The following is a 26,832-nucleotide window of genomic DNA, read 5'->3' as shown; positions in this document are numbered from 1 at the left end:
AGGGAAAAGAAATTTATCTTTATTCCTTCCCCTAAACCCCTAAACCCCTAAACCCCTAAACCCCTATTCACTCAATACCCAATCAACCAACAACCTTACGCCATAACCAGTTGCACCTGGGCCGTTATAGCCGTTTTCTTTGTCTGCCCAAACTGGCCCGGCAATGTCTAAGTGCGCCCACGGGGTATCTTTGACAAACTGCTTGAGGAACAAAGCAGCCGTGATGGAACCACCAGGACGAGGCCCGGTGTTTTTCATGTCGGCAATGCCAGATTTTAGTCCTTCAAAATATTTTTCTTCTAATGGCATCCGCCAAATCTTTTCACCAGATTCGCTAGCCGCTTGCTCTAGTTGCCCGGCTAAGGCATCATCGGGAGTATACAAACCAGCAATGTCATCACCTAAGGCAATGACATTGGCACCGGTGAGGGTGGCTAAATCAACGATCGCATCTAATCCCAATTTATCGGTATAGACTAGGGCATCTGCTAGAGTTAAGCGCCCTTCGGCATCGGTGTTGTTCACTTCGATGGTTTTGCCATTGGATGCTGTCAGGATGTCTCCTGGGTGCATAGCCTTACCGCTAATCATGTTTTCGGTTACGGCTGAGATGAAGTGAACTTCTACATTTGGCTTGATTTGGGCAATGGCTTTGGCTGCACCTAAGGTAGCGGCTGCACCTCCCATATCAATTTTCATGGTTTCAATACCACTACCAGCGCCTTTAATATTGAGTCCACCAGAATCGAAGGTTAAACCTTTACCAACAATTGCTAGTTTCCGCTTGGGTGTGCTTTCTGGTTTGTAGGTTAAGTGAATAAATTTAGGCGGTAAATCTGAGGCGAGGGCAACTCCTAAAAATGCACCCATGCCTAGTTTTTCACAATCTTCCTGCTCTAAAATTTCTATTTGTAAACCATAATCTTGGGCAATCTGTTGAGCCGTTTCTGCCATTGTAATTGGTGTGACGCTATTGGCTGGTGCTGCTACCAATTGGCGAGCCAAGATTACCCCAGAGACGATTTGATTTGCTCGGTTAATTGCTGCTTCTTGTCCGGCAAAACCAAGTAATTCTACTGTTTCGACTTGGGAACCTTTATCGTCTGGGTCTGATTTAAAACGATTATCTTGATAGAGCGCTAACTGCACACCTTCAGCAATTGCTTGGGATGAGGCTGTAGGGTCATTATTCCACAAGGGAAAACTCAGTCCGATAACTTTGCTTTTTTGTTTTTTGCCTACTTTACCTACAGCCGCCGCCGCACGTCTTAAGGTATCTATGTTGAAGGCTTCAGTTTTGCCTAAACCCACCAAAATTATTTTCCGGACTGGGATATTAGCACTCACACGAGTAAAAACCGTGCTGTTGGCTTTGCCTGTAAATTCTTCTTCGGCAATTAGTTCTTTTAAAATACCAGCAAACTTTTCATCTAAACTCGCTAGTTCACCAGTTAACTCGACTGCATCTTCAAATAATGCGATCGCCAAAGTATCGCCTGCCCATTCTAGTAGAGGCTTATCACTCAGTTGAATTGCCATGTTGGGGTCTTATCTATGTATATATGCCTTCCTGTACCAGTATTGCTCAAAAATTTTGTTTCAGGATAGGGGGGTTGGGGATTGGGGACTGGGGATAAGGGGTAATGGGGATTGGGAAGAGATAAAGAAGCAGACAAGCAGGGATCAAGGGAAGTATTGATCTAGAGGAAAATAACAGTTGACTGTTGACTATTGACCAATATCGAATTTCTTGGCGATCGCATTGATTATTTCTAGCTCTCGTGGTTTAGTCTGATGGTCTAGTTCGGCAATTTTGCGACAACGGGCTAGTGAGGGGACGGCAAAATCACGATTTAATTGGTTCAGCAGTTGCTCAAACGGTTGGGGTGATTTGATGTTTTGCTTGATGGCTGCTAAGGATGTGGGGCTGAGGTTGGCAACTTGCAAGTCTGGTAAGATTTCTTCCCAAGTTTTCTCTGGATGGCTGGCCAGGATCATGTGAACTAATATCTGATCCATGATGGCTTCTTGAGCGATCGCCTTTTCTAAATATTTCTCGCTCTCGGCTTTTAAGTTTGCCAATGTTTCTGGGGAATTGAGGGATGTTGCAGCGTCTAACTTGGCTTCGTAAAATCGACAAGCTGCATACCCTAAAGAATAGCTGAGTGTGGCATTGGAACTGGCAGCGATCGCCGCACCAGCAAAGGGTATATTTCTTAGTAAGGCTAATCCGGCTGCTTTGAGGAGACGATTTCCACCCAAGCCTAAACCAAAAATTGTTAAAAGCTCCCCTTTTCGAGCAGGATCTTTTAAATCAAGCCCATAAGCAGCAGCAATCTGATAAAGCATTTCTGTCTGCAATTTCATTGTTGCGGCTAAATCCACTGCAAATAAGGCTGCGGCTACTCCAGGTAAAATGCTACTCGCTAGACCTACTCCACCAGATTTAGCTGCTTTGTCCATCATGATGCGGTGGGCAATTTGGCTTGGTGATTCCTGAGGATACTTTTGTTTGAGTTTGTTAACTGAGGCTGCGACTTTTTCTAAATCTACATTGTCACTTGCCCCAATTAGCCAATTAAGATTCAGAAATCCGGAAATTTTTCTAATCAACCAATTATCACTGAGATGGTTGATGAAGTTACCTGTTATTTGAGTACCTTGCTCAAATAAGTTTTGCGTTTGCTTAACCGTTGCTTGCCCAAGTTGAGCAACAGCATCTATTACAGATGGTTTAGTATTTTTTTCTATGTTTGCGGGTGGTTTGTCTGGCATTGCTTGTCGTCATCCTTATCAGACCCTCTATTTTGGTTGTAGTCGATAATTGCAAGCCTTGACATCTATCAACCAGGACAATTCTCTGTATCTCTAGGGTTTAATATTTCCGCCACGGAGACACAGAGAGAAAACGTTATACATATCAAATTTTTTGTTGGGGAATTTTGAGATGAGAAATTTTGGGGCTTTTAATTTCTAAAAAGTTATTAACTTGGAGAATTTCATAGAGATTCACATCTTGCTCTAGCAAACAGGCGTGTCCACTGTTGGGTAGAATCACTTTCTGAGAATGAGAGATAATATTTGCTAGGCGCGTAGCTTCACTGACAGATGGTAACAGGCGATCGCTGCCACCAGCAATTAACAATGTTGCTTGAGTCAGAGAACGCAATTGCTCATCGCTGACATCAAATTCTCGCAATAAAGATAACCGCCAAAGCACCGTTTCTGGAGGAACATAACGCATAGTTTTTAGCAGTTCTTGGCGAATATTCCGAGAGATACGCTGCAAGGATGCCAAAAATGGTAATAAACCTAATGCGCCCACATCATAAAGGCATTCGGGGACTAATTGCACCAGTTGAGACAGCCCATCCAACCAAGGACGTAGCTTAAAAGCTGAGGCCGAATTAATCAGAATTAGACGTTTAAATAAGTGGGGCGATTTAATGGCTACTTTCATCGCCAAACAACCCCCGAAAGACTCACCACACAAGTAGACTGCTCTTTGGGAACTTTTTTCTAATTCTGCATGAATTAAGTCTAGGACGTTATTAGTGAGGACATCCCAGCTAGTGAGGTCTTGGCGGGGGATCGCCAAACAACGGACATCAAAGCCAATTTCTAACCCCGCCGTTTGCGATCGCAATAATTGACCAGTTCCATCCATTCCCGGCAAATAGACGAACAACGGATACTCAGGTCGTACTCGTCTAGGAGTTAGGAAACACGGCTTTAGTTCAACGTCTGGCATTGTAAAATTCAAATTTTATTTGCTGTTTTTATAAACTTTACCCTATGTCAAGCTTATACTTTGTATCGATAGGACAATACAAGGATAAAGCTTTATAGTCCAGTTAAAATCATAGCCTGGACTGTATAAAACTTTTTTGAAGATACTTTGATTAATTAATGATGCTCCTAGAGGTTAATCTAGGAATGAATCAATTCAAAATTCGTCTTGAAAAGTTTCCTACGGCGGGAAACCCGCCTACAGAACTTTTCGCAAAATTCAAAATAAAAAAAGATTTGCTAGTAAATTAAACAACTGGCTGATTATTCTTAAACCCCTACACCCTTAAACCCTTACACCCCTACACCCTTGTTTTTTTCATGAGTAAGCTCTACTTAATAACAACCTTGAGCAAGTAAAGTAGCGATTTCATCATGGCAGTGTGTAGTTAGTTCAGCCACAACATTTTTCGCCTGTTTGCCGTGATATTGGTGGTGATGTTGGGCTGTAATCCAATAAGGACGACCGACTAAGACAGCCACCCGATGATAGATTACCAGGGGATGCCAGCCATATTGATTGAATAATGGTTCGGAAGGATCGAACAAACTCAATAATTTTAGGGGAAAAGCCGCAGTGTTACTCTCTTCTAAGGAAGCGATCGCTACTGGTAACACTGCTAAGTTCTTGACTTGAGAACGTAACGCTAGATGAGCAAAGCCCCTGCGAAATTCCCCTACTTCATTGGCTGGAGTATATTTCACCATCGGATCAGCACCTTCAGGAAATACTCCCACCATTTGTTTTGTTTGTAGTAGCTTTTGTGACTGCACAAAAAAGCTTTGCTGACGATGTTGATTTTCTTCTAAAGGAAAGCAACCCAATTGTCCTGTGACAATCTCCCGCAATATTGGCACTTGTCCCATATAGTGATGACAAGCAAAACGAATCGGATTCGATAAAGCCGCCATTAACGTTAGTGCATCCATAAAACTGCGGTGATTGCTCACTATTAACAAACTAGCATCTTGGGGAATGCGATCCTCGTAATAGCGAAACATTTTAGTAGAGAGTGTGTTTAAGAATATCCGAGAAATATCTAGGGGGTTATTTGCACTCATGCCTGAACAATGTATTTTTTTGGGAAAATATCGCAGTTTATCTTGATTTAATTTTTACATTTCTTCACCCATACGTTGACCGTCTTAAGGTAGAAATGTTTTATCCACAAAAGCCGCTAAATTCCGTAGTTTGGAAGATTTGTGTTCTTCATCACCATAAATGCAACGAAAACATTATCCAATATTATTAGTAGTTGATTTCAGTCTTTTATCTAGGGATTAGTTGGATTTATAGATATTACAAAATAAGACTTTGGATGGTAAATTTGCTAATATTAAAGTGTTATTTCAGCAAAAGGAGCTATTATCATATAATTGCGTAAATTTGTTGATAGAAGTTAAGATATAAAACGTTTTTATAAGTTAATTTTTTATTTTGCATGAATCTAGTGAATAAATCAGAAAAAACATTTGCACTGACAACACCTCTGTATTATGTAAACGATGTTCCTCACATTGGCAGTGCCTACACAACAATGGCCGCAGACGCAGTGGCGAGGTTTCAGAAGCTATTAGGGCGTGATGTGCTGCTGATAACAGGTACAGATGAGCATGGACAAAAAATTCAGCGTTCAGCCGAGAGTTTAGGAAAAGCACCACAAGAGTTTTGTGACGAAATTGTCCCCAGCTTTATGAGTTTGTGGCAATTGTTGAATATTCAATACGATCGCTTCAGTCGAACTACGGCTGTCCGTCACAAAGCCATTGTAGACGAATTTTTTGCACGGGTGTGGCAGGCTGGCGACATCTACCAAGGACAGCAAAAAGGCTGGTATTGTGTATCTTGTGAAGAATTTAAAGAAGAAAGGGAACTGCTAGAAGGAAATCGTTGCCCTATTCATGTTAATAAAGAAGTTGAGTGGCGAGACGAACAAAACTACTTTTTCCGTCTCTCAAAATATCAAACTCAATTAGAAGAGTTTTACAAGTCTCATCCAGATTTTATCCAGCCGGAAAGCCGACGTAATGAAGTCCTCAACTTTGTTAGCCAAGGTTTGCAAGACTTTTCCATTTCGCGGGTAAATCTAGATTGGGGTTTTCCAGTACCCACAGATTCAAAGCATACCTTATATGTTTGGTTCGATGCTTTGCTAGCTTATGTCACAGCATTGTTAGATCCACAAGACGAACCAACCTTAGAAAATGCCCTAGCAAAATGGTGGCCAATCAACTTGCACCTCATTGGTAAGGATATCTTACGTTTTCATGCTGTTTACTGGCCAGCAATGCTGTTATCTGCTGGCTTACCTTTACCAGATAGAGTTTTTGGACATGGCTTTTTGACTAAAGATGGTCAAAAAATGGGCAAAAGTCTAGGTAATACTATAGATCCTGTAGGACTAGTCCAGCAGTATGGTAGTGATGCAGTTCGTTATTACTTCCTTAAGGAAATCGAATTTGGCAAAGATGGCGACTTTAATGAAGTTAGATTCATCAATGTGCTGAATGCAGATTTGGCAAATGACTTAGGTAATTTGCTCAATCGCACCCTGAACATGGTGAAAAAATACTGCGCTAATTATGCGTTATCAATTACCAATGAAGATATTCCTGCGGAAAATACGTTGAAAGCATTGGGTGTAGATTTAGGAGCAAAGGTCAAACAAGCTTACGAAGTGTTAGCTTTTAATCAAGCTTGTGGGGTCGTGCTTTCACTGGTGCAAGCCAGTAATAAGTTTATCGATGATCAAGCCCCTTGGTCGTTATATAAACAAGGCCGACAGCAGGAAGTAGAAACAGTACTGTACACTGTTTTAGAATCTGTGAGACTTGCCGCCTATCTTCTTTCTCCAGTGATTCCCAACATAAGTAGCAGTATTTATCAGCAACTGGGCTTTGGGATCAACTTTAATGAACAAACTGATATTACTCCTTTTGCGATTCATGCACAATGGGGTTTGCTATCTAATAAACAGCAGTTGGGTCAACCCCAACCCATTTTTAAACGCATAGAACAAACAAAAAACGTTTAATTGCTTTTAATTTTTGCTTAAAGCCAATTCAGTTCAATTTCTTAATTCTTTTCCCAGAAAATCAACGGGGCTGAACTGTATCTTAGCCCCGAAAAATTATCATAAGTCGATCTAAAAAATCAAAATTGATAATTAGTATCAGAAATAACAAGGATAAAATTGAGGTATGACATCAATGTTGAATAACTTGGAAAATGATTCAATATTTACACCAGAACAGGTTTTAGAAAATCGAGGGCGGGTTGCCATTTTCATTGATGGGTCAAATCTATTCTACGCTGCTTTGCAATTAGGAATTGAAATAGATTACACGAAATTGCTATGTCGTTTGACTGGTGGTTCTCGACTGTTGCGGGCTTTTTTCTACACCGGTGTAGACAGAACTAATGAAAAGCAGCAAGGGTTTTTGTTGTGGATGCGCCGTAATGGTTACCGTGTGATTGCTAAAGATTTGGTACAGTTGCCAGACGGTTCCAAAAAAGCCAACCTAGACGTAGAAATAGCTGTAGATATGATGGCTTTAGTTGATTCTTACGATACGGCTGTACTAGTCAGTGGTGACGGGGATCTGGCTTATGCAGTCAATTCTGTTAGTTATCGTGGCGTGCGGGTAGAAGTTGTGAGCTTACGCTCTATGACTAGTGATAGCTTAATTAATGTGAGCGATCGCTATATTGATTTAGAGGCTATCAAAGAAGATATCCAGAAAACTCCTCGCCAAAGCTATCCTTATCGACCTTTATCTAGCATGGGTTTTTTAGATGATCCCAGAGATAGCGACGGACACCTAGAAATGCAGGATTAATGACCTTTTCACAAGCTAGACAACAAAAAAGTATAAACTTAAACCAACGGGGGGAACCAACAAAACTTCCCCCCGCTTCTGTTTTTGATAGCAGTTTGCTTTGATTTTAAAAATAGCTTGCGGTAAGGTAAAGGAGAAATTAAACATTACCAATTACCAACTCCAACAGACCATACAATTATTTAATTAGACATGATATTCAAGAAAGTAAATTGGTATCACCTACCTTTGACTATTTTTTTAATTATTGCTTTAGTTGCTTGTGGGGTTAAATCTCCCAATAATACCCAATCAAATAATTCTGATACGACTAACCGAGAGAGTAATTTGACCTTCTTTGATGTCATCTTAGAACAAGCAGATGAAGTTGGTAGACCAGTTTGGAGAGTTAAGGCGAAACAGGCACAATATACCAAAGAAAAACAAATAGGTGAAGCCGAAAGCCCCTATGGGGAACTTTATCAAGATGGAAAAGTAGTTTATCAAGTCAAAGCCGAGAAAGCTGACATCGAACAAGATGGTAAGCAATTATTTCTCAAAGGCAAAATAGTGGCTACAGATCCCAAAAATGGTATTGTTTTATACGGTAATGAATTGGAATGGCGACCTCAAGAAGACTTATTGATTGTTCGTAATAAAATTAATGGTACTCACAAACAAGTACAAGCAGTAGCCCAGGAAGCCAGAGTAAAAACCCGCGAACAACGAATGGAGTTTTCTGGTCAAGTAGTGGCTAACTCTGCTGATCCCCAAATGCAGATGCGTACTGAACATTTGATTTGGCAAATTCAAGAACAAAAACTAATAGGCGATCGCCCAATTCAAATTGATCGCTACAAAAACAACCAAATTAGCGATCGCGGTCGGGGTAACTCGGCTGAAGTAAACTTAAAAACCAAGATTGCCACAATTAATAAAAATGCCCAAATAGATTTACTAGAACCACCAGCCCAAATAACTAGTAATTCCATGAATTGGAATATGAACACGGAAACAGTCACGACCAAATCCCCTATCCGTATATTCCAACGTGTGGAGAACTTAACGGTGACAGCCAATCAGGGAGAAATGAGAATACCGCAAAAAACAGCTTATTTAACAGGAAATGTTAACGCTGTGGGGAAACGTCGTCAGACTCTCAACTCTCAAAAACTAACATGGTATCTTGACAGAAAACTTGTGGAAGCCCAAGACAATGTAGTTTATCGACAAGTTGATCCAGCCCTAACATTTAAAGGTGAAACAGCCGTCGGTAATCTGGATACGGAAAATATAGTGGTTAAAGGTGGAAATTCTGGCGATCGTGTAGTTACAGAGATTATTCCACAAGAACCAAGCACGAGGAATTAGTACTACAAAGCGTAATTTAAAACTCCCCGTTCGAGGTAGGTTGAACTAATTTCCAAACTAAGTAATAGTCATCTCCATAGACAAGATTTGGCTTTAACTGATACTTTCTAGCTATTTGCAACCGCCAAGCATTTGTGGGGTTGAGTAGGAAAATATCAGTAAAATCATTAGGTATGATAGGCACAGTTTGATCCGGTACTAATTGAAATCTCACCTTTGGTTCTAAAAGATAACTTAAAGAAACAACATTGCCATAATTAATCTCAGAAAAATTAGTAATTAATAATGGACGATATTTTTGATTAATAAATCTAGCAATTTGAGGATTACCGGAACTTACGCCCTTACTCCACCAAGTGTCTGCTTGGTAATACACTCTGGAAGAAATTAAGCTACAAATAATTAATAGTCCAATAACTATTTGCCAGATTCTTCGATGTGACACCTTACCGTTATACATCTGTGTAGCGAGTAAGTAAGCAAAAATAATTTGTATGCCTAAATAAGACGGTAGTAAATAGGGTTCGCAACCCGGACTAATGCGACCAGAAGCCAAATTTGGTAAGATTAATGGCAAAGCAGGTACTACAATCAAAGTAATGATAAATAGCCAAACTTGGTAGTTAGTTGTGCGACATAAAAAATAAATAGCATATGCGGCTAAAATTAAAAAAATAGCGGATATTAAATAATTAATTGGATTATCTAAACTAATATTTAAATCAAAAAAACTCCTACTCATCTGTACGAGTAAGAAAGGAATTAGGGGTATGATATTTGGGTCTGAATTATTTGTACCATCTGATGAGAGGACAAATTGAAAGAACTTAGCAAAAACGACCAATAACCAAGGGAAAAATGCGAAAACAGCGAAAATCGTGGCTATCAGATAATATCTAACAGTTTCGTTCAAGCGTAGTTTAGCAACTAACACTACATAAATACCATGAGCGATCGCCACAAAGATAGTCCACAAGCAAGTATACAAACTCAGTGTCAGTGTAATCACATAGATTCCCCAGGTTGTGAAGGGATCTGATTTCTGGTTTGATTGCAGACGTATCGCTCTTAGTAATGCAGTGCTAGCAAGTATGATAGTCACTAACCAAAGGATATACTCCCTGCCTTCTTGGGCGTATACTAGGTGCATGGGTGAGTTAGCCATGAGAGCGATCGCTAAACTAGGCAGCGATAAAGTTACATTAAATAACTCTCGACAAAACCAATAAAGGCACGGGAAAACTAATAAACTAATTAGTGCTGATAAATATCTAATTACAGTTACAGAGTTGCCAAATCTTTCCACCCAAAATCTAGCTATTATAAAATATAACGGTGATTTCTCTGGACTTTCAATTATGAGAGACATCACTGTGTCACTAATATTTTTATTCAAATTGGGGCTTTGAAATTCTGTAAAGCTTTCCTGAGAGATTACCTGATTGTTAAATAATTGCTGTTTTACTTCAGCTAAAGTATAGCCAGAGATCCTTAGAGAAGTATAGCTTTCATCTAAAGAATATACCTTCCTCTCAACATATACAAATCGGAATAGTATACACATTACTAAAAGTAAAATCATTAAAAACCGCAACCAACTCGGCACGAGTTTTATATGCCGCATATTTCTCAAGAATTATTTATGAATTGTTGGAGCCTATTTATCTAATATATTTGGATAATTCCATCTGGTAAATTCTTTAATGTTAGCTATAGTCAAAAAATCAATAGTTTTAAATTCACGGTCTATTGCTGGTAAACTACAAATCCTTGCTCCAACATTTAGATACGCTTGCAAAATATTGGGAATATCTACACGACAAACATCAGAGGATTTGTGTGGAATATCTACATAAAATTGTGCATGAGGAAATACCAAAATATCCTTATGTATCAAATTATGTTTTTCAAAATAGTGATAAGCACAAGCAGCTTCCCAAGAACATTGTGTTAGTAATGAAGCACATCCAAAAAAATACTTACTGCAATTCAAAATAAGATAGTCTGCTAACCCTTTCCATAATAATAAAAGAGATTGAAAACTGCGGTATTCTTTAGCAATACAAGCGCGTCCCACCTCTACAGAAACCTTTAATACAGATTCAGGTATAGTTTTCAGTTCAAATATATCAGCAGCATCAAATCCTAATCCTTGAGAAGCCATTTTATAGGTTTGCATTCTATAAGTACCTATAGTTTTTCCCGTAAGTTTGGAAATTAGCATTAAATGATGGCAAACTGTATCAAATTCGTCTTGATCCATTTTAGTCAAATTAGAATCAGCCAAACCTAAACCTAACTCCACATTAAAAACTTCAAACCTTAAGCAAAAAATTGATGCTAATTCTTCTTCGGTTTCAGCAAGTTTAAGAATATATCTATCAGTTTCTAGGATAGGAAAATCTTGGATAATAGTGGGAGGACGAAGTGGGTACTTGATGTGGTGATATGAAATTTCCATCTGTCTTCCAACTTAAAGATGTGAAAATATACTAACTTTTGTGATTTACTTGCTATACAAACAGAGCATTTTATGTATTAGCGTGTCAAAGCGACATTCATGCAGTTTTGGAAAACAACTTGCTCCAAAAGGTTAAAAGTTGCAATGTCGTTTTATTATGCACCCAAATTATCATTAAAATCTGGCACTAGGATACAGAATTTTCTGAATATCAAGTTTAGATAACTGTTGACCCTCTAATGATATTCATAGGGCTAACGCAAGTGTCATAATCAAACTAACTGTACGGTGCATCAGACCCAATAATTTCGTATAAATTAAGGAATTTTTCACATCTGATGCACCCTACTATTGTGCCAATTGTGTAAGTTCTGATTCAGTAAAATTCGTAACTCGTAATATCATGATTAATTACGAATTACGAATTAAAAATTACAAAATAAATTACTCAATTGTGTTGAGTACTAGTGTAGCGAACCCTAGTACCAGCCCACAGTAATTTCTCTCGCAACGTTTGATAGTAGGAATTATTTTCCCGTAACACAATAAATTTTGCCCGACAATCAGCCATACGGATATCAACGCGATGTGCAGGCCAAATTGAAGTAGCTAAAACCCCATCCATCCACAATTTGGTACTTAAATCATAGTCTCCCAAAGGCCAGATACTGACAACAGAACCTGCGGGAAGTATGAGAGGGCGACTAGAAAGACTCATAGGGCAAATAGGCGTGATGGTAATTGCCTCCATACCATCGTGCATAATGGGGCCACTTGCAGAAACGGTGTAACCAGTTGAACCTGTGGGTGTGGAAATAATCAATCCATCGCCTACATATTGATCTACTACCTCACCATCAATTTCCATTTCTAGAATAGAGGTAATCATGCGATCAGCTGAGGCTGGTTTGACGCAAAATTCATTTAACCCAAGATATCGTTCCGTAACTGGTTCCAAATTCGTTCGGTGTCCTTCATAAACCGCCGCTTGCAACATCATCCGCCGTTGAATAGCGTAGCGGTCTTCAAATAGACGATCCCAAACTTTCTCTGTGTCTTGAAATTCATCAACTGACTCAGTTAAAAAGCCCAGATGACCCCCCACATTGACACCAAGAATGGGGATACCAGCTGGGGCTAAATGTCTGGCACTAGTTAAGACAGTGCCGTCACCACCTAAGACAATTGCCAGATCAATTGGTTGACTAGCTGAAGCCAAAAATACCGGATAAGGGTTATCTTTTGGCCCGCTAGGTCCCATTAAGACCTGACAATTGCGATTTTCTAGCTGCTTGGCGCAGAGTTCTGCCCAACGTTTGCTTTGGGAATCTCGCGCCTTATAAGCAATGATTACCTGCTTGAGTTGCACACGCAATTACCATTTCAGGAGATTAAACTGCTCCATATCGACGGTATCGCGGTTGCGATAAATGGCCAGCACGATCGCTAAACCAACCGCCGCTTCAGCAGCTGCCACGGTAATCACAAACACTGTGAAAACCTGACCTTTAATTAATGTTGAGTCAAGATAGTTGGAAAATGCCATTAAATTCAGATTAACAGCATTCAGCAGTAATTCAATTGACATCAACACGCGTACAGCGTTACGGCTGGTAATCAAACCGTAGATGCCAATACAAAATAAAGCTGCTGCGAGTAATAAAAAGTACTGAAGTTGCATGAATCTTTGTCTTCCTTGTGAAAATCTGGCTTGTTGTTACTCTTGAGTTTCGCTACCAGCGCCTACTAATTCTCTGGGGCGTTCTGGTAATGTCAACACGGTTTGAGGTAAGTCAGATGGTGTTACTTCAGGCAGGTACTCACGACGTGCCAAAATAATTGCTCCCACCATCGCCATTAACAACAAAACAGAAGCCAGTTCAAAAGGTAGCAAGAAGTCGCTAAAGAAATGCTCCCCAATCACAATGATCGAACCATCTCCTACTTTAGGAGTGGTCGAGTAAGCCCAAGGTGTAGCTAACACCATAGTGCTTAACAACGCGAATAATCCGACGCTGACGATCGCCGTCAAAATTTTCCGTATGCCAGCGCTAGGATAAGGTATAAAATCCTGCCGCTTGTTCACCAACATAATAGCGAACAAAATCAACACGTTTACCGCCCCAACATAAACCAGCACTTGGGCGGCGGCGACGAAATCACCATTTAGCAACAGGTACATTCCAGCAATACTGATGAATACACCTCCCAGTAAAAAGGCAGAATAGACGATGCTGGATGCTAGCACCACACCAAGGGCGGTTCCAATCAACATCGTAGCTAGTATGCCAAAGGAAACAACCTGTACTCCTTCCGCTAGATTCACTTTTTTTTCCTCTGTCAGTTGTTAGTTGTCAGTTGTCAGTTGTCAGTCGCTATTTCATATTTTTTGCCACTGACTACTGACTACCGACTATTGACTACTATCATGCTTCTGTTTTTTCTACCAAGTCTTCTGGACGTGCGCCAGCGCGGGGCGCATTGGCGGGTAGGTCGTGGGGGTCAAGTACACCTTTAGGTAGGTAAACGAGTTCCCGGAGTGGTGTCACCATCGGGTCGTCGGTAACTTTGTAGGGGAGACGACCTAAAGCCACACTATCATAGTTGAGTTCATGGCGATCGTAAGTCGCCAGCTCGTACTCTTCTGTCATTGATAGACAGTTTGTTGGGCAGTACTCAACACAGTTACCGCAGAAAATACAGACACCAAAATCGATACTATAGTGGTTAAGTTTTTTCTTCTTAGTAGCTTTGTCGAATTCCCAATCAACTACAGGTAAATTGATAGGACAAACCCTTACACAAACTTCACAAGCGATGCACTTGTCAAATTCGTAGTGAATCCGACCACGAAAGCGTTCACCAGGAATGAGTTTTTCGTAGGGGTACTGTACAGTAACAGGACGGCGGCGCATATGGTCGAAAGTCACAGATAGCCCTTGACCAATGTAACGACCGGCTTGTACTGCTTCTTTGGCGTAATCACCAACTTGCTTGAGGAACTTTAGCATTTTGTGTCTCTCTACTCTTTTGAGGTAATTGGTAATTGGTAACAGGTAATTGGTAATGATTTTTCCATTACCGATTACCGATCACCGATTACCCGCCGAAGGCGACGGGAAAAGCCAGTTTCAGGGCTGCGGTTAAAAGTAGGTTCACTAAGCCAACTGGTAACAAAAACTTCCATCCTAAATCTAACAACTGGTCAATCCTTACCCGTGGTACTGTCCAACGCAAGAGGATGGCGATAAATACTAAAAAGTAAGCCTTGACTAAGGTCATGGTGATACCTAAGGCAGCGCTGACCACCTGTAATACAGGATTTGCTTCGCTGACTCCCACCAAATTAGCCAAAACATTGATGGGAATGGGAAAATCCCAACCACCCAAGTACAATACTGCTACCAAAAGAGCCGACAGGACTAAGTTAACGTAGGAACTGAGGTAGAACAGCGCAAATTTCATCCCTGAGTATTCAGTTTGATAGCCTGCTACTAATTCTTCTTCTGCTTCTGGTAAGTCGAAGGGCAAACGTTCACATTCTGCCAAAGCCGCTATCCAAAAGATGAGAAAGCCAAGGGGTTGTCGCCAAATATTCCAGCCCAAAATACCGTAGCCAGATTGTTGGTTAACAATGTCTACAGTACTGAGGCTGTTAGACATCATGACGATCGCCAACACACTCAGCGCCAAGGGAATTTCATAACTAATTGATTGCGCTGCTGCTCGCAAACCCCCTAGTAGAGAATACTTGTTATTGGAAGAGTAGCCAGCCATTAACAAGCCAATGGGTTGGATGCTAGATAAAGCAATCCACAAGAATATCCCTGTACCTATGTTAGTAATGACAATATTCTGTCCAAAAGGAACAATCAAATAAGACAGAAATACTGGCAAGACTACAAGAATCGGGCCGAGGGTAAATAGCCAAGGGTCAGCTTGAGCCGGTACAATATCTTCTTTAAATACCAGCTTGAGACCATCGGCTACTGGAGCCAGCAAGCCCAAAGGCCCAATGTATTCAGGGCCAATCCGTTGTTGTGCGGCTGCCGAAATCTTCCGTTCTAGCCAAACACAAACCAGTACGCCCACCGTCGCCCCAATCAGCATCAGGATCATGGGCAGAGGCATCCAAATCGCTTTAGCTGTTCCTGGTGGGATTCCTAAATCCATTAGGGATTTAATAAACGTTCCTTGGAGGTCAATTCCTGAATTCATGTTTTCGCTCTTTAAGTCATCAAGTCATGGCGAGTTACAATCATTAGTTAAACTAATACCTGCAACCACACCCATTAATATCTCTGCTGAGATGACACCTGATTGAAGATTTGTTGCCATTTCCCATGCCTAGTATATCGCCGGATGGTTTTAGGCTTTTGTAACTCTATGAGAACTTCTACTTATAGGTAGGATTGAGTGGGACTATGGGGCATGAGGAAGCATAGGGGGAAGAGAGGCAGAGGAGAACGAGGGAGATTATTGTTGACCCTTCCGCCTCTGCTGCCTCTGAATCCTAATTTTTATCCCTAATTCCCAGTGCTTCACAAAAGCATCAGAAAAACGCCGCTTCCATTTTGGTAACGGTTATCAGCTGGCTATTAATTTACCGATTCCCCAGCTTTTAACGTTGGTCAATGGGGGTGTAAGTAACACTGTGTTTGCCGTTATAAACCTGGGTAGGACGGAAGATGCGGTTTTCTTCAAGTTGTTCTTTCCAGTGGGCTAACCAACCAGCCACACGAGCGATCGCAAAGATTGGTGTAAACAAGTCTGTAGGAATACCCATCTTCCTATACACTAGACCTGAGTAAAAGTCAACATTGGGATAAATCCCTTTATGACCAAGCTTCTCTTCGACTACCCGTTCCATTTCTTGGGCGATGTCGTAATACTTATCCGCGCCGAACTTGGCAAACAACTGTTCTGCGAGACCTTGCAAAATTGTTGCCCGTGGGTCTTTCACCTTGTAAACACGATGTCCAAAGCCCATGAGCTTGTCTTTCCGTTGCAACCTCTCTTCGACATAAGAACGCACATTCTCCACGGAACCGATTTCTTCCAACATCTGAATTACTTCTTCATTGGCTCCACCGTGTAAAGGCCCTCCCAAGGTTCCCACAGCGCTAGCAACCACCGCATAGGGGTCTGTCAAGGTTGAAGCTGTTACCCTAGCACTGAAGGTAGAAGCATTCATCGTATGCTCGACATGGAGAATCAAGCAGATATCAAAGATTTTTGCCGCCAAAGCATCCGGTTCTTTCTCGTTGAGCATGTAGAGAAAATTGGCGGAATAATCTAAATCATCGCGGGGTTTAACGGGGTCATTGCCTTTCCGCATCAACTGGAATGCAGCTACCATCGTTGGAATAGTAGCTATTAAGCGCACTACAGCATCCCGAATATAGACAGGATTGTGCAAATCTCGACGGGAGTAAAACAAGCCTAAAGCCGCAGCAGAGGCTTGGAGTGCATCCATTGGATGACCCGATTCGGGAAAGCACTTCATCATATCCCGAATCCGGTATTTAATCCGCCGATGAAGACGGACTTCCTCCTCAAATACTTGCAATTCTTCTTTTGTTGGCAACTCACCCCAGATTAAAAGATAAGCAGTTTCCAGAAAAGTACTCTTCTGGGCTAAATCCTCAATCCGGATGCCACGATATTCTAGTATTCCCTTTTGCCCATCTACATAACTGATACTCGATTGGGCGGCGGGAATGCCTTCTAAACCAGGCTTATATTCGCACACCATCATGGCAACACCATTTGCTTAGTGAAATATCTGATCAAGCTAACTTACCAGAAATTATTGCCGCCATAACACTAGCCTAGCTCACAACAATTCTTGGCAGAACTAACGCAACGAGACTCTCCGTCTTAGGGGGTACCAGGAATTAAGAGTGTGGGAGTGTAAGGGTTGTGAATCCTGCACTTCTACACCCCCAAATCCCAAGCCCTCCAAAACCCTCGATTTTTCGTTTTCATGCGTCAGTCCTACTTAGGGTAAAAGTTGGAGAACAGTTATAGCAAGTACCTGGGTGGTGTCAACCAGAACATCTGACTACGACCCACAGGTGAACCTATTTCTGGTAGTTTTAATCCGATCATACCTGCTTTTTTCAGGACTAAGCTGTCTTTGGCTTCCCCCCATAGGAGAATTTCTGCCCAGTTACTTAAACAAGGCTCATGTCCCACGATCGCAATTTGGGCATTTTCAGGAAAATTTCTGGGTTTTAACCAATAATCCAGCCAATTAAAGATATTGCCATTGGGTGCAAGATGGTTGGATTCTTCTAGCTGACAACTGAGTCCAGACGCTACAAGAATTTCTGCTGTTTGGTGAGCGCGCATTAGCGGGCTAGTGACAATTAAGTCAAATTGCTGCCCTAATTCTACAAGACGGTGAGCAACTTTCTCAGTTTTTTGTTTTCCTTCCTTGGTAAGCTCACGTTCCTCATCTTTTATACCAGTTTTTTGTTCTTCAGCGATGCCATGACGAATAAGGTAAAGTTCCATATTTTTAGGTGTGAGCGATCGCCATAAATATCTTGTAATACCTGAGAAATACTAGTAATTACATCTTACTCCAGCATACGTAATTACAACAGCCGTAACATTCCTAGTCTCTATATATGTATTATTTAAAATTTTAGATTTATTTAAGTATTAATACTGAATTTTCTGATGGCTGGAGCAAAATTACCGTAAATATATCATGTTCATTGCCAGTTCTTTCCCTTAAGCTCATGGCATAAAACCCCATACCTCAGTACAAACACTTATGCGATTACACATAATACTTGGCCCAACCAGCACAGGTAAGACAGATCGCTCCGTTGTTTTAGCCAAACAAACCAAAGCTCCAGTGATTGTACTAGACCGCATTCAGATTTATCAGGAACTAGCAACTGGTAGCGGCAGGCCACTGATTGATGAACTTGAGGGAACGACTCGGATATATCTTGAAGAACGTCAGCTAGCAGACGGTAATCTGAATACACTTGAGTCATTATCTTTAACCTTGCAGCACATCGACCGACTCTCATCACAGCATAAATTGCTGATTCTAGAGGGAGGATCGATATCACTCTGCACAGCTTTATGGAAGAGCCGAATTCTAGAGAATTATCAAACCACTATTGAGTATGTGAAGGTCGAGAACGAGGAACTTTATCAAAGTCGATTGTGGAGGCGTATGCAGAATGCACTGATATCGAATCCCCGACGACCATCACTCATAGAAGAACTGTCCAGGGTATGGCAAGATCCTCACAAATTGGCATTTGTTCAAACAGTGGTTGGCTATGATGTGTTGATCCACTGGTGCCAAAAATATAATCTTTCACCAGATCAGATGTGGAAGAGTTTTCAAGATAATTCGTTCTACATTAATCTAATACAGGAAATGTTTTTAGCTTACATACAGTACTCACAAAACCAACGTAAAGTCTTTGATCAGCTTGTAGTTGAATATCAACAAAAAGGAGCCTTGTTTGCTAGCACTGTGAAGTTTTAAATGGTGCTAATACTTCTATACTGCCCACAGAACATAAGTAAAATAACAAAATTTTCATCGGTTGCTGGCCAAGATTAATCAAACCCAAATTTTAACGATCGAAAATCAGAATTAAGGATTTCAGTCAGCCTTTCTGGGGTATAAAGGAGTAAAAGTTTTCAATATTGACGCTATTACTCCCTTACAGTTTCACTACCTGTGCTATTCTTTGTCCTAGAGCTTGGCAGACTGTTGTTATCATTTCATTACAGAGACGAAAGCTCTGAGCGACCTTATATTGGATATGGGGAGGCAACACGGAGCATCATCTGCATGACAAGCATCAGCGAAGATATTACTGACGGCAATCAAGCTGAAGCGGCACTGCGTGAAAGTGAAGCTAAATTTCGTTCGCTGATTCAAAATAGCTCCGACATCATTGGTATTTTTGAACCAGATGGAACTATTCGCTACGAAAGTCCATCTGTTGAAAGAATTCTAGGATATAAACCAGAAGAACTAGTCGGTAAAAACGCTTTTGATTTTATTCATCCCGATGATATTGCTGGTAGTTCTGAAAGCTTTAATTACTTAATCCAAAATTTAGGCGCGACTGTACTAGTAGAGTCGCGTTTTCGACGCAAAGATGGTTCGTGGTGTTTTCTCGAATCAACAGGTAGTAATCTTCTAGCAGAGCCATCTGTGAAGGGCATAGTTATTAATTCTCGTGATATTACCGATCGCAAGCTAGCAGAAGAGCGATTAGTTCATGATGCCCTACATGATGTATTAACAGGGTTGCCAAATAGAGTCTTATTCATAGACCGCTTAAGACGTGCGGTTGAGTATGCAAAACGATATTCGGATCATCTGTTTGCGGTGCTGTTCCTCGATTTGGATCGCTTCAAGTTTATCAACGACAGCCTGGGACACACAATTGGCGACCAATTACTGGTGATTATTGCTCAAAGGCTGATAGAGTGTCTGCGACCTACAGATATAGCTGCACGCTTTGGCGGAGATGAGTTCATCATTCTGCTAGAAGGTATTCAAGACATTAGTGACACAGTGCGTGTCGTTGAGCGAATACAGGAGAAATTGTTAGTTCCGGTGGATTTAAGTGGCCATGAAATTTTTACCACAGCTAGTATCGGTATTAGTTTGAGCGCCACAGGTTATGAGCAACCAGAAGACCTTTTACGTAACGCCGACATTGCGATGTACCGAGCTAAGGCGCGGGGTAAGGCGTGTTACGAAATATTTAATAGTGATATGCACGTTCAGATAGTGGAACGTTTGCAGCTAGAAAACGACTTACGCAAAGCAATTGAACGTCATGAGTTCCTAGTTTATTATCAGCCTATTGTGTCACTGGCAAGCGGGAGAATTATTGGTTTTGAAGCGCTTGTACGTTGGCTACATCCAGAGCAGGGAATTGTGTTCCCGGAGGAGTTTATGCCAATCGCCCAAGAAACCGGACTAATTATCCCGATTGATGCCTGGGTGTTGCGTGAGGCGTGTCGCCAGACAAGGCAGTGGCAGGAACAGATTCCCTCTCAATCAGTAAATTTACATCAGCAGCCTTTGAGCATCAGTATTAATCTTTGTAGTTCCCGATTCAGCCAAAAAAAGCTGCTGGAGGATATTAATCAAGTACTACAAGACACTGGTTTAGATGCACAGAGTTTGAAATTGGAAATTACAGAAAGCGTAATTATGGAAAATGGGGAAAATGCTACTACTATGCTCTATCAATTGAGAAACTTAGGCATCGAATTAGCAATTGATGATTTCGGTACAGGATATTCTTCATTAGGTCGTCTCCATAATTTTCCGATTAATGGGCTAAAGATTGATCAATCCTTTGTTAGTGGGAGAGGTGTAGAAGCAGGCAATTTACACATTGTGGAGACTATAGTTACCCTTTCTAGCAAACTGGGTGTGGATGTAACAGCCGAGGGGGTGGAAACACCAGCGCAACTACAAAGGCTTAGAGAGTTGAAATGTGAATATGGTCAGGGATACTTTTTCTCGGAACCATTGGATAGCGATTCGGCAAAGGCGTTAATTATGAGCAATCCCCAATGGTAGGCGTAATTTTTAGGCGATTGCTCTAAAGCCATTATGCTAATGAGTACTGTTTTGGATAATAAGCTTCTGCCGTTAGCACTCATGCAAATTGTACGATTCATAGACAATCTCAGGTAAAATCAATACTCTGATGACTGTAGATAGGGAGATATTCGCCTTGGCTACTCTTGGGGTAAACATTGACCATATCGCTACCATTCGACAAGCGCGGCGGACGGTGGAACCAGACCCTGTGGCGGCGGCGGTGCTGGCAGAATTAGGTGGTGCTGATGGCATCACCGTACATCTACGGGAAGACCGTAGGCATATCCAAGACCGGGATGTACAACTGTTGCGCCAAACTGTGCGTACTCACCTGAATTTGGAAATGGCGGCTACAGACGAAATGGTGGGAATAGCCCTTGACATTAAACCCGATTATGTGACACTGGTTCCCGAAAAACGGGAAGAAGTTACCACAGAGGGTGGTTTAGATATTGTTGGTCAAATTGCTAGAATAGGTGAGGTCGTCAGTAAATTGCAGAATGCTGCCATTCCTGTGAGCTTGTTTATTGATGCTGAACCAGCACAAATAGAGGCATCTGTCAAGGTACAAGCAAAGTTTATTGAACTGCACACTGGCAGGTATGCTGAGGCGACCGACGAGACTAGCCGTCAGCAAGAGCTAGCATTTTTGGCTACAGGGTGTGAACAAGCGATTAAAGCCGGACTAAGAGTCAACGCTGGTCATGGACTCACCTACTGGAACGTTTACCCCGTGGCTGCACTTCCAGGGATGGAAGAACTCAATATTGGTCACACCATTATCAGCCGAGCGGCTTTAGTAGGAATAGAAAGAGCTGTTCGAGAAATGAAACAGGCGATAAGAGGGGAGTAGAGACTGGGGAAGAGATCAATAATTTAGCCTCTCATGCCTAATCTTTGGTTTCTAGGCTCTGGAGGGGGTCGCTGCGTAATCTGGAAAATCTGTGGTAATTTAAGAGACTTCTATGAGCGCAACACAATCTAATGACCTTCCACTTTGGGTGCAGGACAGAGACCTGGTAATTGCTGAAAGTACTGATGTTCAATGGCGGTATCAGACTCCTCCAGACTATTCTCGCTCTAAAGAAAATCTTGCCAATGAAAGTACACGCAATCATCTAGAGGGTACACTGGAGGCGATCGTACAGAATTTAGTGAGAACCTTCGAGATGGAGGTATCTTTTAAGACTGATCCACAGCAATGGTTGTCGATTGTCAACGACCAGTTCCGCGTCAGTACTAATGGAGGACCAGAATTCACAGCAGAAGATGTATCTGCCCAAGGCACTTACAATCTATTTATGGCGGATTCTGAACATTACAAAGCATCACAAGAAAGCTTTGAATCATCTGCTAAACTCTTCCATACCACATTTCCTCAAGGCTTTCCTTGGGAAGTACTGGAAGTCTACTCAGGGCCACCAACTGTAACATTCAAATGGCGACACTGGGGACATTTTCAAGGTGCTTACAAAGATTACGCACCGACTGGAGAGACAGTAGAGATCATCGGCTTGAGTGTTGCTCATGTCACAGATGACTTAAAAATTATTTCTTTGGAACACTATTTCGACAACACGCTGTTCTTAGACAAGTTAACAGCTGGTGGTAAACAGGCAAATGGTAAACCCGAAGGAAGAGGTTGTCCTTTTAGTTCTTGGTTTAAAAAATCTCCCAAGAGTTAGGGTGTGAGGGTGTGAGGGTGTGAGGGTGTAAGGACAAGAAGGATTTACCCTAAACCCCTAAACCCCTATACCCCTACACCCCCATACCCCCAATACGGTAACCTAAAATTATTAGTAAGCAGAGGATGAAAATGCAAACATATTATTACGTTTTGGCTAGCCGCCGCTTTTTGTTGCAAGAAGAACCTATAGAGGAAGTGCTGAAAGAACGCACTCGTCATTACCACGAACAAGAAAAAGAAATTGATTTTTGGTTAGTTCCCCAACCAGCATTTTTAGAAGCGCCAGCATTCGCAGATATTAAAGCAAAGTGTCCTCAGCCAGCAGCAGCTATTATCTCTACTAACTCCCAATTTATTACCTGGCTGAAACTGCGGCTAGAGTATGTCGTTACAGGTGAGTTTTCGGCTCCTTCGGAAACAATTCCTAATCCTTTGGCATCTTTAGCCACAGCGTCTTAGTTATTAGTCAAAAGTCAACGGTCAAAAGTGAGATAGTGCGATTCTGTTGCCTTGGTTGCCTGTTCGCGGTAGCGTCTTGGCAGGAGAAGGGGTTCTCTTAGAGTAATCTTCAGGGTCAACAGTTTTGAAATATGGACTTTTGACTTTTGACTATGGACTATTGACTAATAACTACATAGAATCTTTTAAAGAATTGATTTATTTATATATTCGTAATTCTGTGCAGAAATTTGCAACTTTACCTAGTGTATTAGGATTGGCGATCGCCGGAGCGGGATTGATGGGTAGCATAACTTCTGCAAATGCCCAATCTATCCCTGTTTGTCAACCCCCCAGCGCTGGCGAGTATCTATTACTGGTAGTCAGTCCGACGGCGGAAAATCGCACACAGTTACGGAATGCTTTACCGAACGAAATTAAAACTACTACCTGCCAATATCTGAATGATACGGTAACGCGGATAGGCGGGTTTAAAAAAATCGACGATGCTAACCGTTGGGCTAGATATATCAACACTATAGTTGGGTTATCTGCCATCATTACTACACGACCAGGCGAAGCGCCAACTCCTCAACAGCCGACACCTCCCAGGGTTACTTATAATCCCCAAGCTTTAGGTCAAGGATATGCTGTGTTAGTGGACTATTTCAACCGTCCAGAATTAGTCAGTAATGTACAACAAGCTGTAGGGGGTAATGTAGGTTTGGCTTCCTATGGACAACGCCCTTTCCTATTGGCAGTTTATACCACTAACCAACAAGAAGCCTACAACACATTGCAAAGGCTGAATGAGCGTGGTTTATTTGCTGTGTTGGTAGATAGTCGTAATGTAGTATTACTGCGATCGGTTGTGAGGTGATAGTCGTTTAACAGTTGACTTTTGACTTTTGACTATGGACTATGAACTATAAATAAAGCCCTAGCTAGCCAAGAAATAGTTACACCCAAAGCTGAACCTGCTATTACTTGCACGGGTGTGTGTCCTAACAATTCTTTAAGTCTGTCTTGGCTAAAGTCTGGCTTTTCATGAAATAACTCATCAATCATTTGATTGAGAATACGAGCTTGCTTACCCGCAGCTTGACGTACTCCTGCTGCATCGTACATGACAATGATGGCAAAAACAGTAGCCAAAGCAAAGTCAGGGGATGCCCAGCCAAGAGTTTGTCCGACACCTGCGGCTAGAGATGTTACCAAGGCTGAGTGGGCGCTTGGCATACCACCGGTGGTCACCAAAACGCGCACATTCAATTTACGGTTTTTAATTAGCTCAACAAATAGCTTTAAAGCTTGAGCGACAAAACAAGCTACCAGAGCAACCAGCAGCACCCGGTTGTCTAAAATTTCGCCTATGTCCTGCATGGTGTTTTGGTTTGATTGGTCAATATTAGCAGTAGTTGTCGGTTGTTAGTTGTCGGTTGTTAGTTGTCGGTTGTCAGTGGTAATTATTTTTACTGTTTTCCGCCTGCGTATACTTGGGAACCAACACAACAACTAGATGTTTGATTAGTGATTACGGCTAGTGATGAAGTGAGCGATCGCTTTCAGAGGCTGTGCATCTTCTCCAAATGGTTCTAGTTCTGCACAAGCTGCTTCAATTAGCTGTTGGGCTTTGACCCGTGATTGTTCAATTCCCCATAGGCTAGGATAGGTGACTTTCTTCGCTAAAAGGTCTTTACCCGCAGTCTTGCCTAATTGCTCTTGAGTAGAAGTGATATCAAGAATATCATCGATGATTTGAAATGCTAGCCCAATATTTTGAGAATACCGTGAAAGTCTTTGTACATCTTCTGATGATGCCCCAGCTAAAATGCCGCCACAGACCACACAAGCTTCTAAAAGAGCTGCTGTTTTGTGATTATGAATAAAATTGAGCGTTTCTAAGGAAATATCTGATTTCCCTTCTGAGTCTAAGTCAACTACTTGACCCCCAACCAAGCCAGCAGCTCCTAATGCTCGTCCCAATCGGGCTACTACCTGCAATACTCGGTCTCTAGGCACGCTTTCAGGAGTACGGATAGCTACGAACTCGAAAGCATAGGCTAATAAGCCATCTCCCGCCAAAATCGCAATATCATCACCATATACCTTGTGATTCGTCAGCATACCGCGACGGTAATCGTCGTTATCCATTGCTGGCAAGTCGTCGTGAATCAAAGACATGGTGTGGATCATTTCCACAGCGCAAGCTGTTGGCATAGCTATTTCGATTGTTCCACCCATCATTTCCGAAGTAGCCAGACAAAGAATCGGACGCAAGCGCTTACCTCCAGCTAATAAGGAGTAGCGCATCGATTCATAAATTTTTTCTGGATAAATAACAGGTATGGCTTCATCCAAAGCCGCTTCACAAAGTTTTTGCCGCTCTTTAAGATAAGCTACTAGATTAAATTTGGCTTCCTCTGACATCTTCTGGAGGTTATCAGCTGCTACCATTCTTAGATTTCCTTAAATTTTTTGCTTTTGGCTGTTTGTCATACACGTCACAATTTTAAGATGCTCTGGAGCTGAAAGATTAACTCATACTTCAGTAATCATCAAAGATGGATGATAAATGATGATTTATGTTACGATTCGTAATTTTTCATTTAACATCCAAGGCTCCGCTTTCTTTTGCTGTTTGTAAATAGCTGGTGACTGTATTTTGTAATAACAAAGCCACAGTCATAGGGCCAATACCACCGGGAACTGGGGTGATATATTCTGCCACACCAGCAATTGATGCAAAATTAATATCGCCTACTAAGCGACTTTTGCCATTAGCATCAGTCACGCGATTTATCCCCACATCTACCACAACAGCACCTGGTTTCACCATGTCAGCAGTAATTAATCCTGGCAAACCGGCAGCAGCAACGAGAATATCAGCATTTTGGGTGATGGATTTTAGGTCTTGCGATCGCGAGTGGGCAATAGTCACGGTGGCATCAGCTTCTAGGAGCATCAAAGCCATAGGCTTCCCTACCAAAATACTCCGTCCCACCACCACAGCTTGCTTTCCTCGCAAAGAAATTTCATATTCTGCCAATAGCCGCATTACTCCAGCTGGGGTGCAACTGCGTAAACCTTTTTCCCCACGCACCAAACGCCCTAAATTCACTGGGTGGAGTCCATCAGCATCTTTATCCGGTTCTATTTGATGCAGCAACTTTACTGCATCCAGATGCTCAGGTAAGGGTAGTTGTACAAGAATGCCATCTACCTGTTCATCTTGGTTAAGTGCAGCAATCACATCCTCTAACTCTTTTTGGCTAGTTTCTTGGGGAAAATGCTTACCAAAAGAAGCAATACCCACTTTGGCACAGGATTTTTCCTTGTTCCGTACATAGGCTGCTGAGGCTGGGTTATCACCAACCATCAATACTGCTAACCCAGGAGGACGACCAATTTTGGCCTGTACTTCTATAATTTGGGCAGTCAGTTCTTTTTGAATTTTCTCAGCTAAAGTTTTACCATCAAGAATTTTGGCAGTTTTTGTTTCCATGAGAATTCCCAGAAGATGCGCTTTGGTGCAAATTTCAGTTGTCCGCAGTAATTATGATGGATGGCGTTGCCATCTGATGCCGTAGCGTCTTTTCTACCACTAGACTATATTGTTTATTTTCTCATATTCAGGGGCTGGGAAGAGGTAGG

General features: G+C 41.7%; 25 protein-coding genes. 9 read left to right on the top strand and 16 right to left on the bottom strand.

All coding sequences use genetic code 11. The features are described 5' to 3' along the window. Positions 1 to 63: 63 nt before the first annotated feature. The 4 genes from GSQ19_RS19330 to GSQ19_RS19315 all read right to left on the bottom strand — a co-directional run bounded on the left by GSQ19_RS19330 (position 64) and on the right by GSQ19_RS19315 (position 4,851). The gene (locus GSQ19_RS19330; protein WP_011319481.1) at positions 64 to 1,539 is read right to left on the bottom strand and encodes a leucyl aminopeptidase; all 1,476 of its coding nucleotides are present in this window, start codon (positions 1,537 to 1,539) and stop codon (positions 64 to 66) included. Positions 1,540 to 1,728: 189 nt separating this feature from the next. Further along, positions 1,729 to 2,775, bottom strand: coding sequence for a hypothetical protein (locus GSQ19_RS19325; RefSeq protein ID WP_011319480.1), 1,047 nt, complete (start codon positions 2,773 to 2,775; stop codon positions 1,729 to 1,731). A gap of 145 nt (positions 2,776 to 2,920) precedes the next feature. Then, positions 2,921 to 3,751, bottom strand: a complete 831-nt coding sequence (locus tag GSQ19_RS19320; protein WP_011319479.1) for an alpha/beta fold hydrolase — start codon at positions 3,749 to 3,751, stop codon at positions 2,921 to 2,923. A gap of 374 nt (positions 3,752 to 4,125) precedes the next feature. Beyond that, positions 4,126 to 4,851 (bottom strand): lysophospholipid acyltransferase family protein, encoded by a 726-nt coding sequence (locus GSQ19_RS19315; protein WP_011319478.1) that lies wholly within the window; start codon positions 4,849 to 4,851, stop codon positions 4,126 to 4,128. Positions 4,852 to 5,231: 380 nt separating this feature from the next. Here GSQ19_RS19315 and metG point away from each other — a divergent pair, with 380 nt between their 5' ends. From metG to lptC, 3 genes are all read left to right on the top strand, one after another. After that, positions 5,232 to 6,824 carry a methionine--tRNA ligase gene (gene metG, locus GSQ19_RS19310; protein ID WP_011319477.1) on the top strand — a complete coding sequence of 531 codons (1,593 nt, stop codon included), beginning with the start codon at positions 5,232 to 5,234 and terminating at the stop codon, positions 6,822 to 6,824. A gap of 175 nt (positions 6,825 to 6,999) precedes the next feature. Beyond that, on the top strand, positions 7,000 to 7,629 hold the full coding sequence (locus GSQ19_RS19305; RefSeq protein ID WP_010994409.1) for a LabA-like NYN domain-containing protein: 630 nt from the start codon (positions 7,000 to 7,002) through the stop codon (positions 7,627 to 7,629). Positions 7,630 to 7,821: 192 nt separating this feature from the next. Next, a complete protein-coding gene (lptC, locus tag GSQ19_RS19300) occupies positions 7,822 to 8,979 on the top strand; it encodes an LPS export ABC transporter periplasmic protein LptC (RefSeq protein WP_011319476.1) in 1,158 nt (385 codons plus the stop codon). A 16-nt stretch (positions 8,980 to 8,995) separates the two neighbouring features. Here lptC and GSQ19_RS19295 read toward each other — a convergent pair whose 3' ends face one another. The 9 genes from GSQ19_RS19295 to sixA all read right to left on the bottom strand — a co-directional run bounded on the left by GSQ19_RS19295 (position 8,996) and on the right by sixA (position 17,959). Continuing rightward, the gene (locus GSQ19_RS19295; RefSeq protein WP_011319475.1) at positions 8,996 to 10,603 is read right to left on the bottom strand and encodes a glycosyltransferase family 39 protein; all 1,608 of its coding nucleotides are present in this window, start codon (positions 10,601 to 10,603) and stop codon (positions 8,996 to 8,998) included. Positions 10,604 to 10,636: 33 nt separating this feature from the next. Continuing rightward, positions 10,637 to 11,440, bottom strand: coding sequence for a GNAT family N-acetyltransferase (locus GSQ19_RS19290; RefSeq protein ID WP_011319474.1), 804 nt, complete (start codon positions 11,438 to 11,440; stop codon positions 10,637 to 10,639). Positions 11,441 to 11,888: 448 nt separating this feature from the next. Next, positions 11,889 to 12,809, bottom strand: a complete 921-nt coding sequence (locus GSQ19_RS19285) for an NAD(+) kinase (protein WP_010994404.1) — start codon at positions 12,807 to 12,809, stop codon at positions 11,889 to 11,891. A 6-nt stretch (positions 12,810 to 12,815) separates the two neighbouring features. Beyond that, positions 12,816 to 13,121: an NADH-quinone oxidoreductase subunit NuoK gene (gene nuoK / locus GSQ19_RS19280; protein WP_011319473.1), complete on the bottom strand. Its 306-nt coding sequence runs from the start codon at positions 13,119 to 13,121 to the stop codon at positions 12,816 to 12,818. A 36-nt stretch (positions 13,122 to 13,157) separates the two neighbouring features. Continuing rightward, a complete protein-coding gene (locus GSQ19_RS19275) occupies positions 13,158 to 13,766 on the bottom strand; it encodes an NADH-quinone oxidoreductase subunit J (protein WP_011319472.1) in 609 nt (202 codons plus the stop codon). A 100-nt stretch (positions 13,767 to 13,866) separates the two neighbouring features. Beyond that, positions 13,867 to 14,451, bottom strand: a complete 585-nt coding sequence (gene ndhI / locus GSQ19_RS19270; RefSeq protein ID WP_011319471.1) for an NAD(P)H-quinone oxidoreductase subunit I — start codon at positions 14,449 to 14,451, stop codon at positions 13,867 to 13,869. Positions 14,452 to 14,539: 88 nt separating this feature from the next. Beyond that, positions 14,540 to 15,658 (bottom strand): NADH-quinone oxidoreductase subunit NuoH, encoded by a 1,119-nt coding sequence (gene nuoH, locus GSQ19_RS19265; RefSeq protein ID WP_011319470.1) that lies wholly within the window; start codon positions 15,656 to 15,658, stop codon positions 14,540 to 14,542. A 403-nt stretch (positions 15,659 to 16,061) separates the two neighbouring features. After that, positions 16,062 to 17,198 (bottom strand): citrate synthase, encoded by a 1,137-nt coding sequence (locus tag GSQ19_RS19260; RefSeq protein WP_011319469.1) that lies wholly within the window; start codon positions 17,196 to 17,198, stop codon positions 16,062 to 16,064. 266 nt (positions 17,199 to 17,464) lie between these two features. After that, the gene (gene sixA, locus GSQ19_RS19255) at positions 17,465 to 17,959 is read right to left on the bottom strand and encodes a phosphohistidine phosphatase SixA (protein WP_011319468.1); all 495 of its coding nucleotides are present in this window, start codon (positions 17,957 to 17,959) and stop codon (positions 17,465 to 17,467) included. A gap of 265 nt (positions 17,960 to 18,224) precedes the next feature. Between sixA and GSQ19_RS19250 the strand changes: the two genes are divergently transcribed. The 6 genes from GSQ19_RS19250 to GSQ19_RS19225 all read left to right on the top strand — a co-directional run bounded on the left by GSQ19_RS19250 (position 18,225) and on the right by GSQ19_RS19225 (position 24,058). Next, on the top strand, positions 18,225 to 18,959 hold the full coding sequence (locus GSQ19_RS19250; RefSeq protein WP_011319467.1) for an isopentenyl transferase family protein: 735 nt from the start codon (positions 18,225 to 18,227) through the stop codon (positions 18,957 to 18,959). 312 nt (positions 18,960 to 19,271) lie between these two features. Continuing rightward, complete coding sequence (locus GSQ19_RS19245) at positions 19,272 to 21,029, top strand: putative bifunctional diguanylate cyclase/phosphodiesterase (protein ID WP_011319466.1); 1,758 nt, start codon at positions 19,272 to 19,274, stop codon at positions 21,027 to 21,029. Positions 21,030 to 21,186: 157 nt separating this feature from the next. Continuing rightward, positions 21,187 to 21,906, top strand: coding sequence for a pyridoxine 5'-phosphate synthase (locus tag GSQ19_RS19240; RefSeq protein ID WP_041456807.1), 720 nt, complete (start codon positions 21,187 to 21,189; stop codon positions 21,904 to 21,906). A gap of 112 nt (positions 21,907 to 22,018) precedes the next feature. Next, the gene (locus GSQ19_RS19235) at positions 22,019 to 22,738 is read left to right on the top strand and encodes a nuclear transport factor 2 family protein (RefSeq protein WP_011319464.1); all 720 of its coding nucleotides are present in this window, start codon (positions 22,019 to 22,021) and stop codon (positions 22,736 to 22,738) included. A gap of 131 nt (positions 22,739 to 22,869) precedes the next feature. Further along, positions 22,870 to 23,199, top strand: a complete 330-nt coding sequence (locus GSQ19_RS19230) for an MgPME-cyclase complex family protein (RefSeq protein WP_011319463.1) — start codon at positions 22,870 to 22,872, stop codon at positions 23,197 to 23,199. 220 nt (positions 23,200 to 23,419) lie between these two features. Beyond that, the gene (locus GSQ19_RS19225) at positions 23,420 to 24,058 is read left to right on the top strand and encodes a hypothetical protein (RefSeq protein WP_185478997.1); all 639 of its coding nucleotides are present in this window, start codon (positions 23,420 to 23,422) and stop codon (positions 24,056 to 24,058) included. A gap of 32 nt (positions 24,059 to 24,090) precedes the next feature. Here the strand turns inward: GSQ19_RS19225 and GSQ19_RS19220 are convergent, their stop codons facing one another. From GSQ19_RS19220 to folD, 3 genes are all read right to left on the bottom strand, one after another. Further along, on the bottom strand, positions 24,091 to 24,561 hold the full coding sequence (locus GSQ19_RS19220; RefSeq protein ID WP_011319461.1) for a divergent PAP2 family protein: 471 nt from the start codon (positions 24,559 to 24,561) through the stop codon (positions 24,091 to 24,093). A 144-nt stretch (positions 24,562 to 24,705) separates the two neighbouring features. Next, complete coding sequence (gene crtE / locus GSQ19_RS19215) at positions 24,706 to 25,635, bottom strand: geranylgeranyl diphosphate synthase CrtE (RefSeq protein ID WP_011319460.1); 930 nt, start codon at positions 25,633 to 25,635, stop codon at positions 24,706 to 24,708. A 148-nt stretch (positions 25,636 to 25,783) separates the two neighbouring features. Beyond that, on the bottom strand, positions 25,784 to 26,683 hold the full coding sequence (folD, locus tag GSQ19_RS19210; protein WP_011319459.1) for a bifunctional methylenetetrahydrofolate dehydrogenase/methenyltetrahydrofolate cyclohydrolase FolD: 900 nt from the start codon (positions 26,681 to 26,683) through the stop codon (positions 25,784 to 25,786). Positions 26,684 to 26,832: the final 149 nt, after the last annotated feature.

Source organism: Trichormus variabilis 0441 (genome assembly GCF_009856605.1).
GTDB classification, from domain to species: Bacteria; Cyanobacteriota; Cyanobacteriia; order Cyanobacteriales; family Nostocaceae; genus Trichormus; species Trichormus variabilis.
Note: the sequence above shows the minus strand (reverse complement) of the source record. Positions and strands in the feature narration are given on the sequence as shown.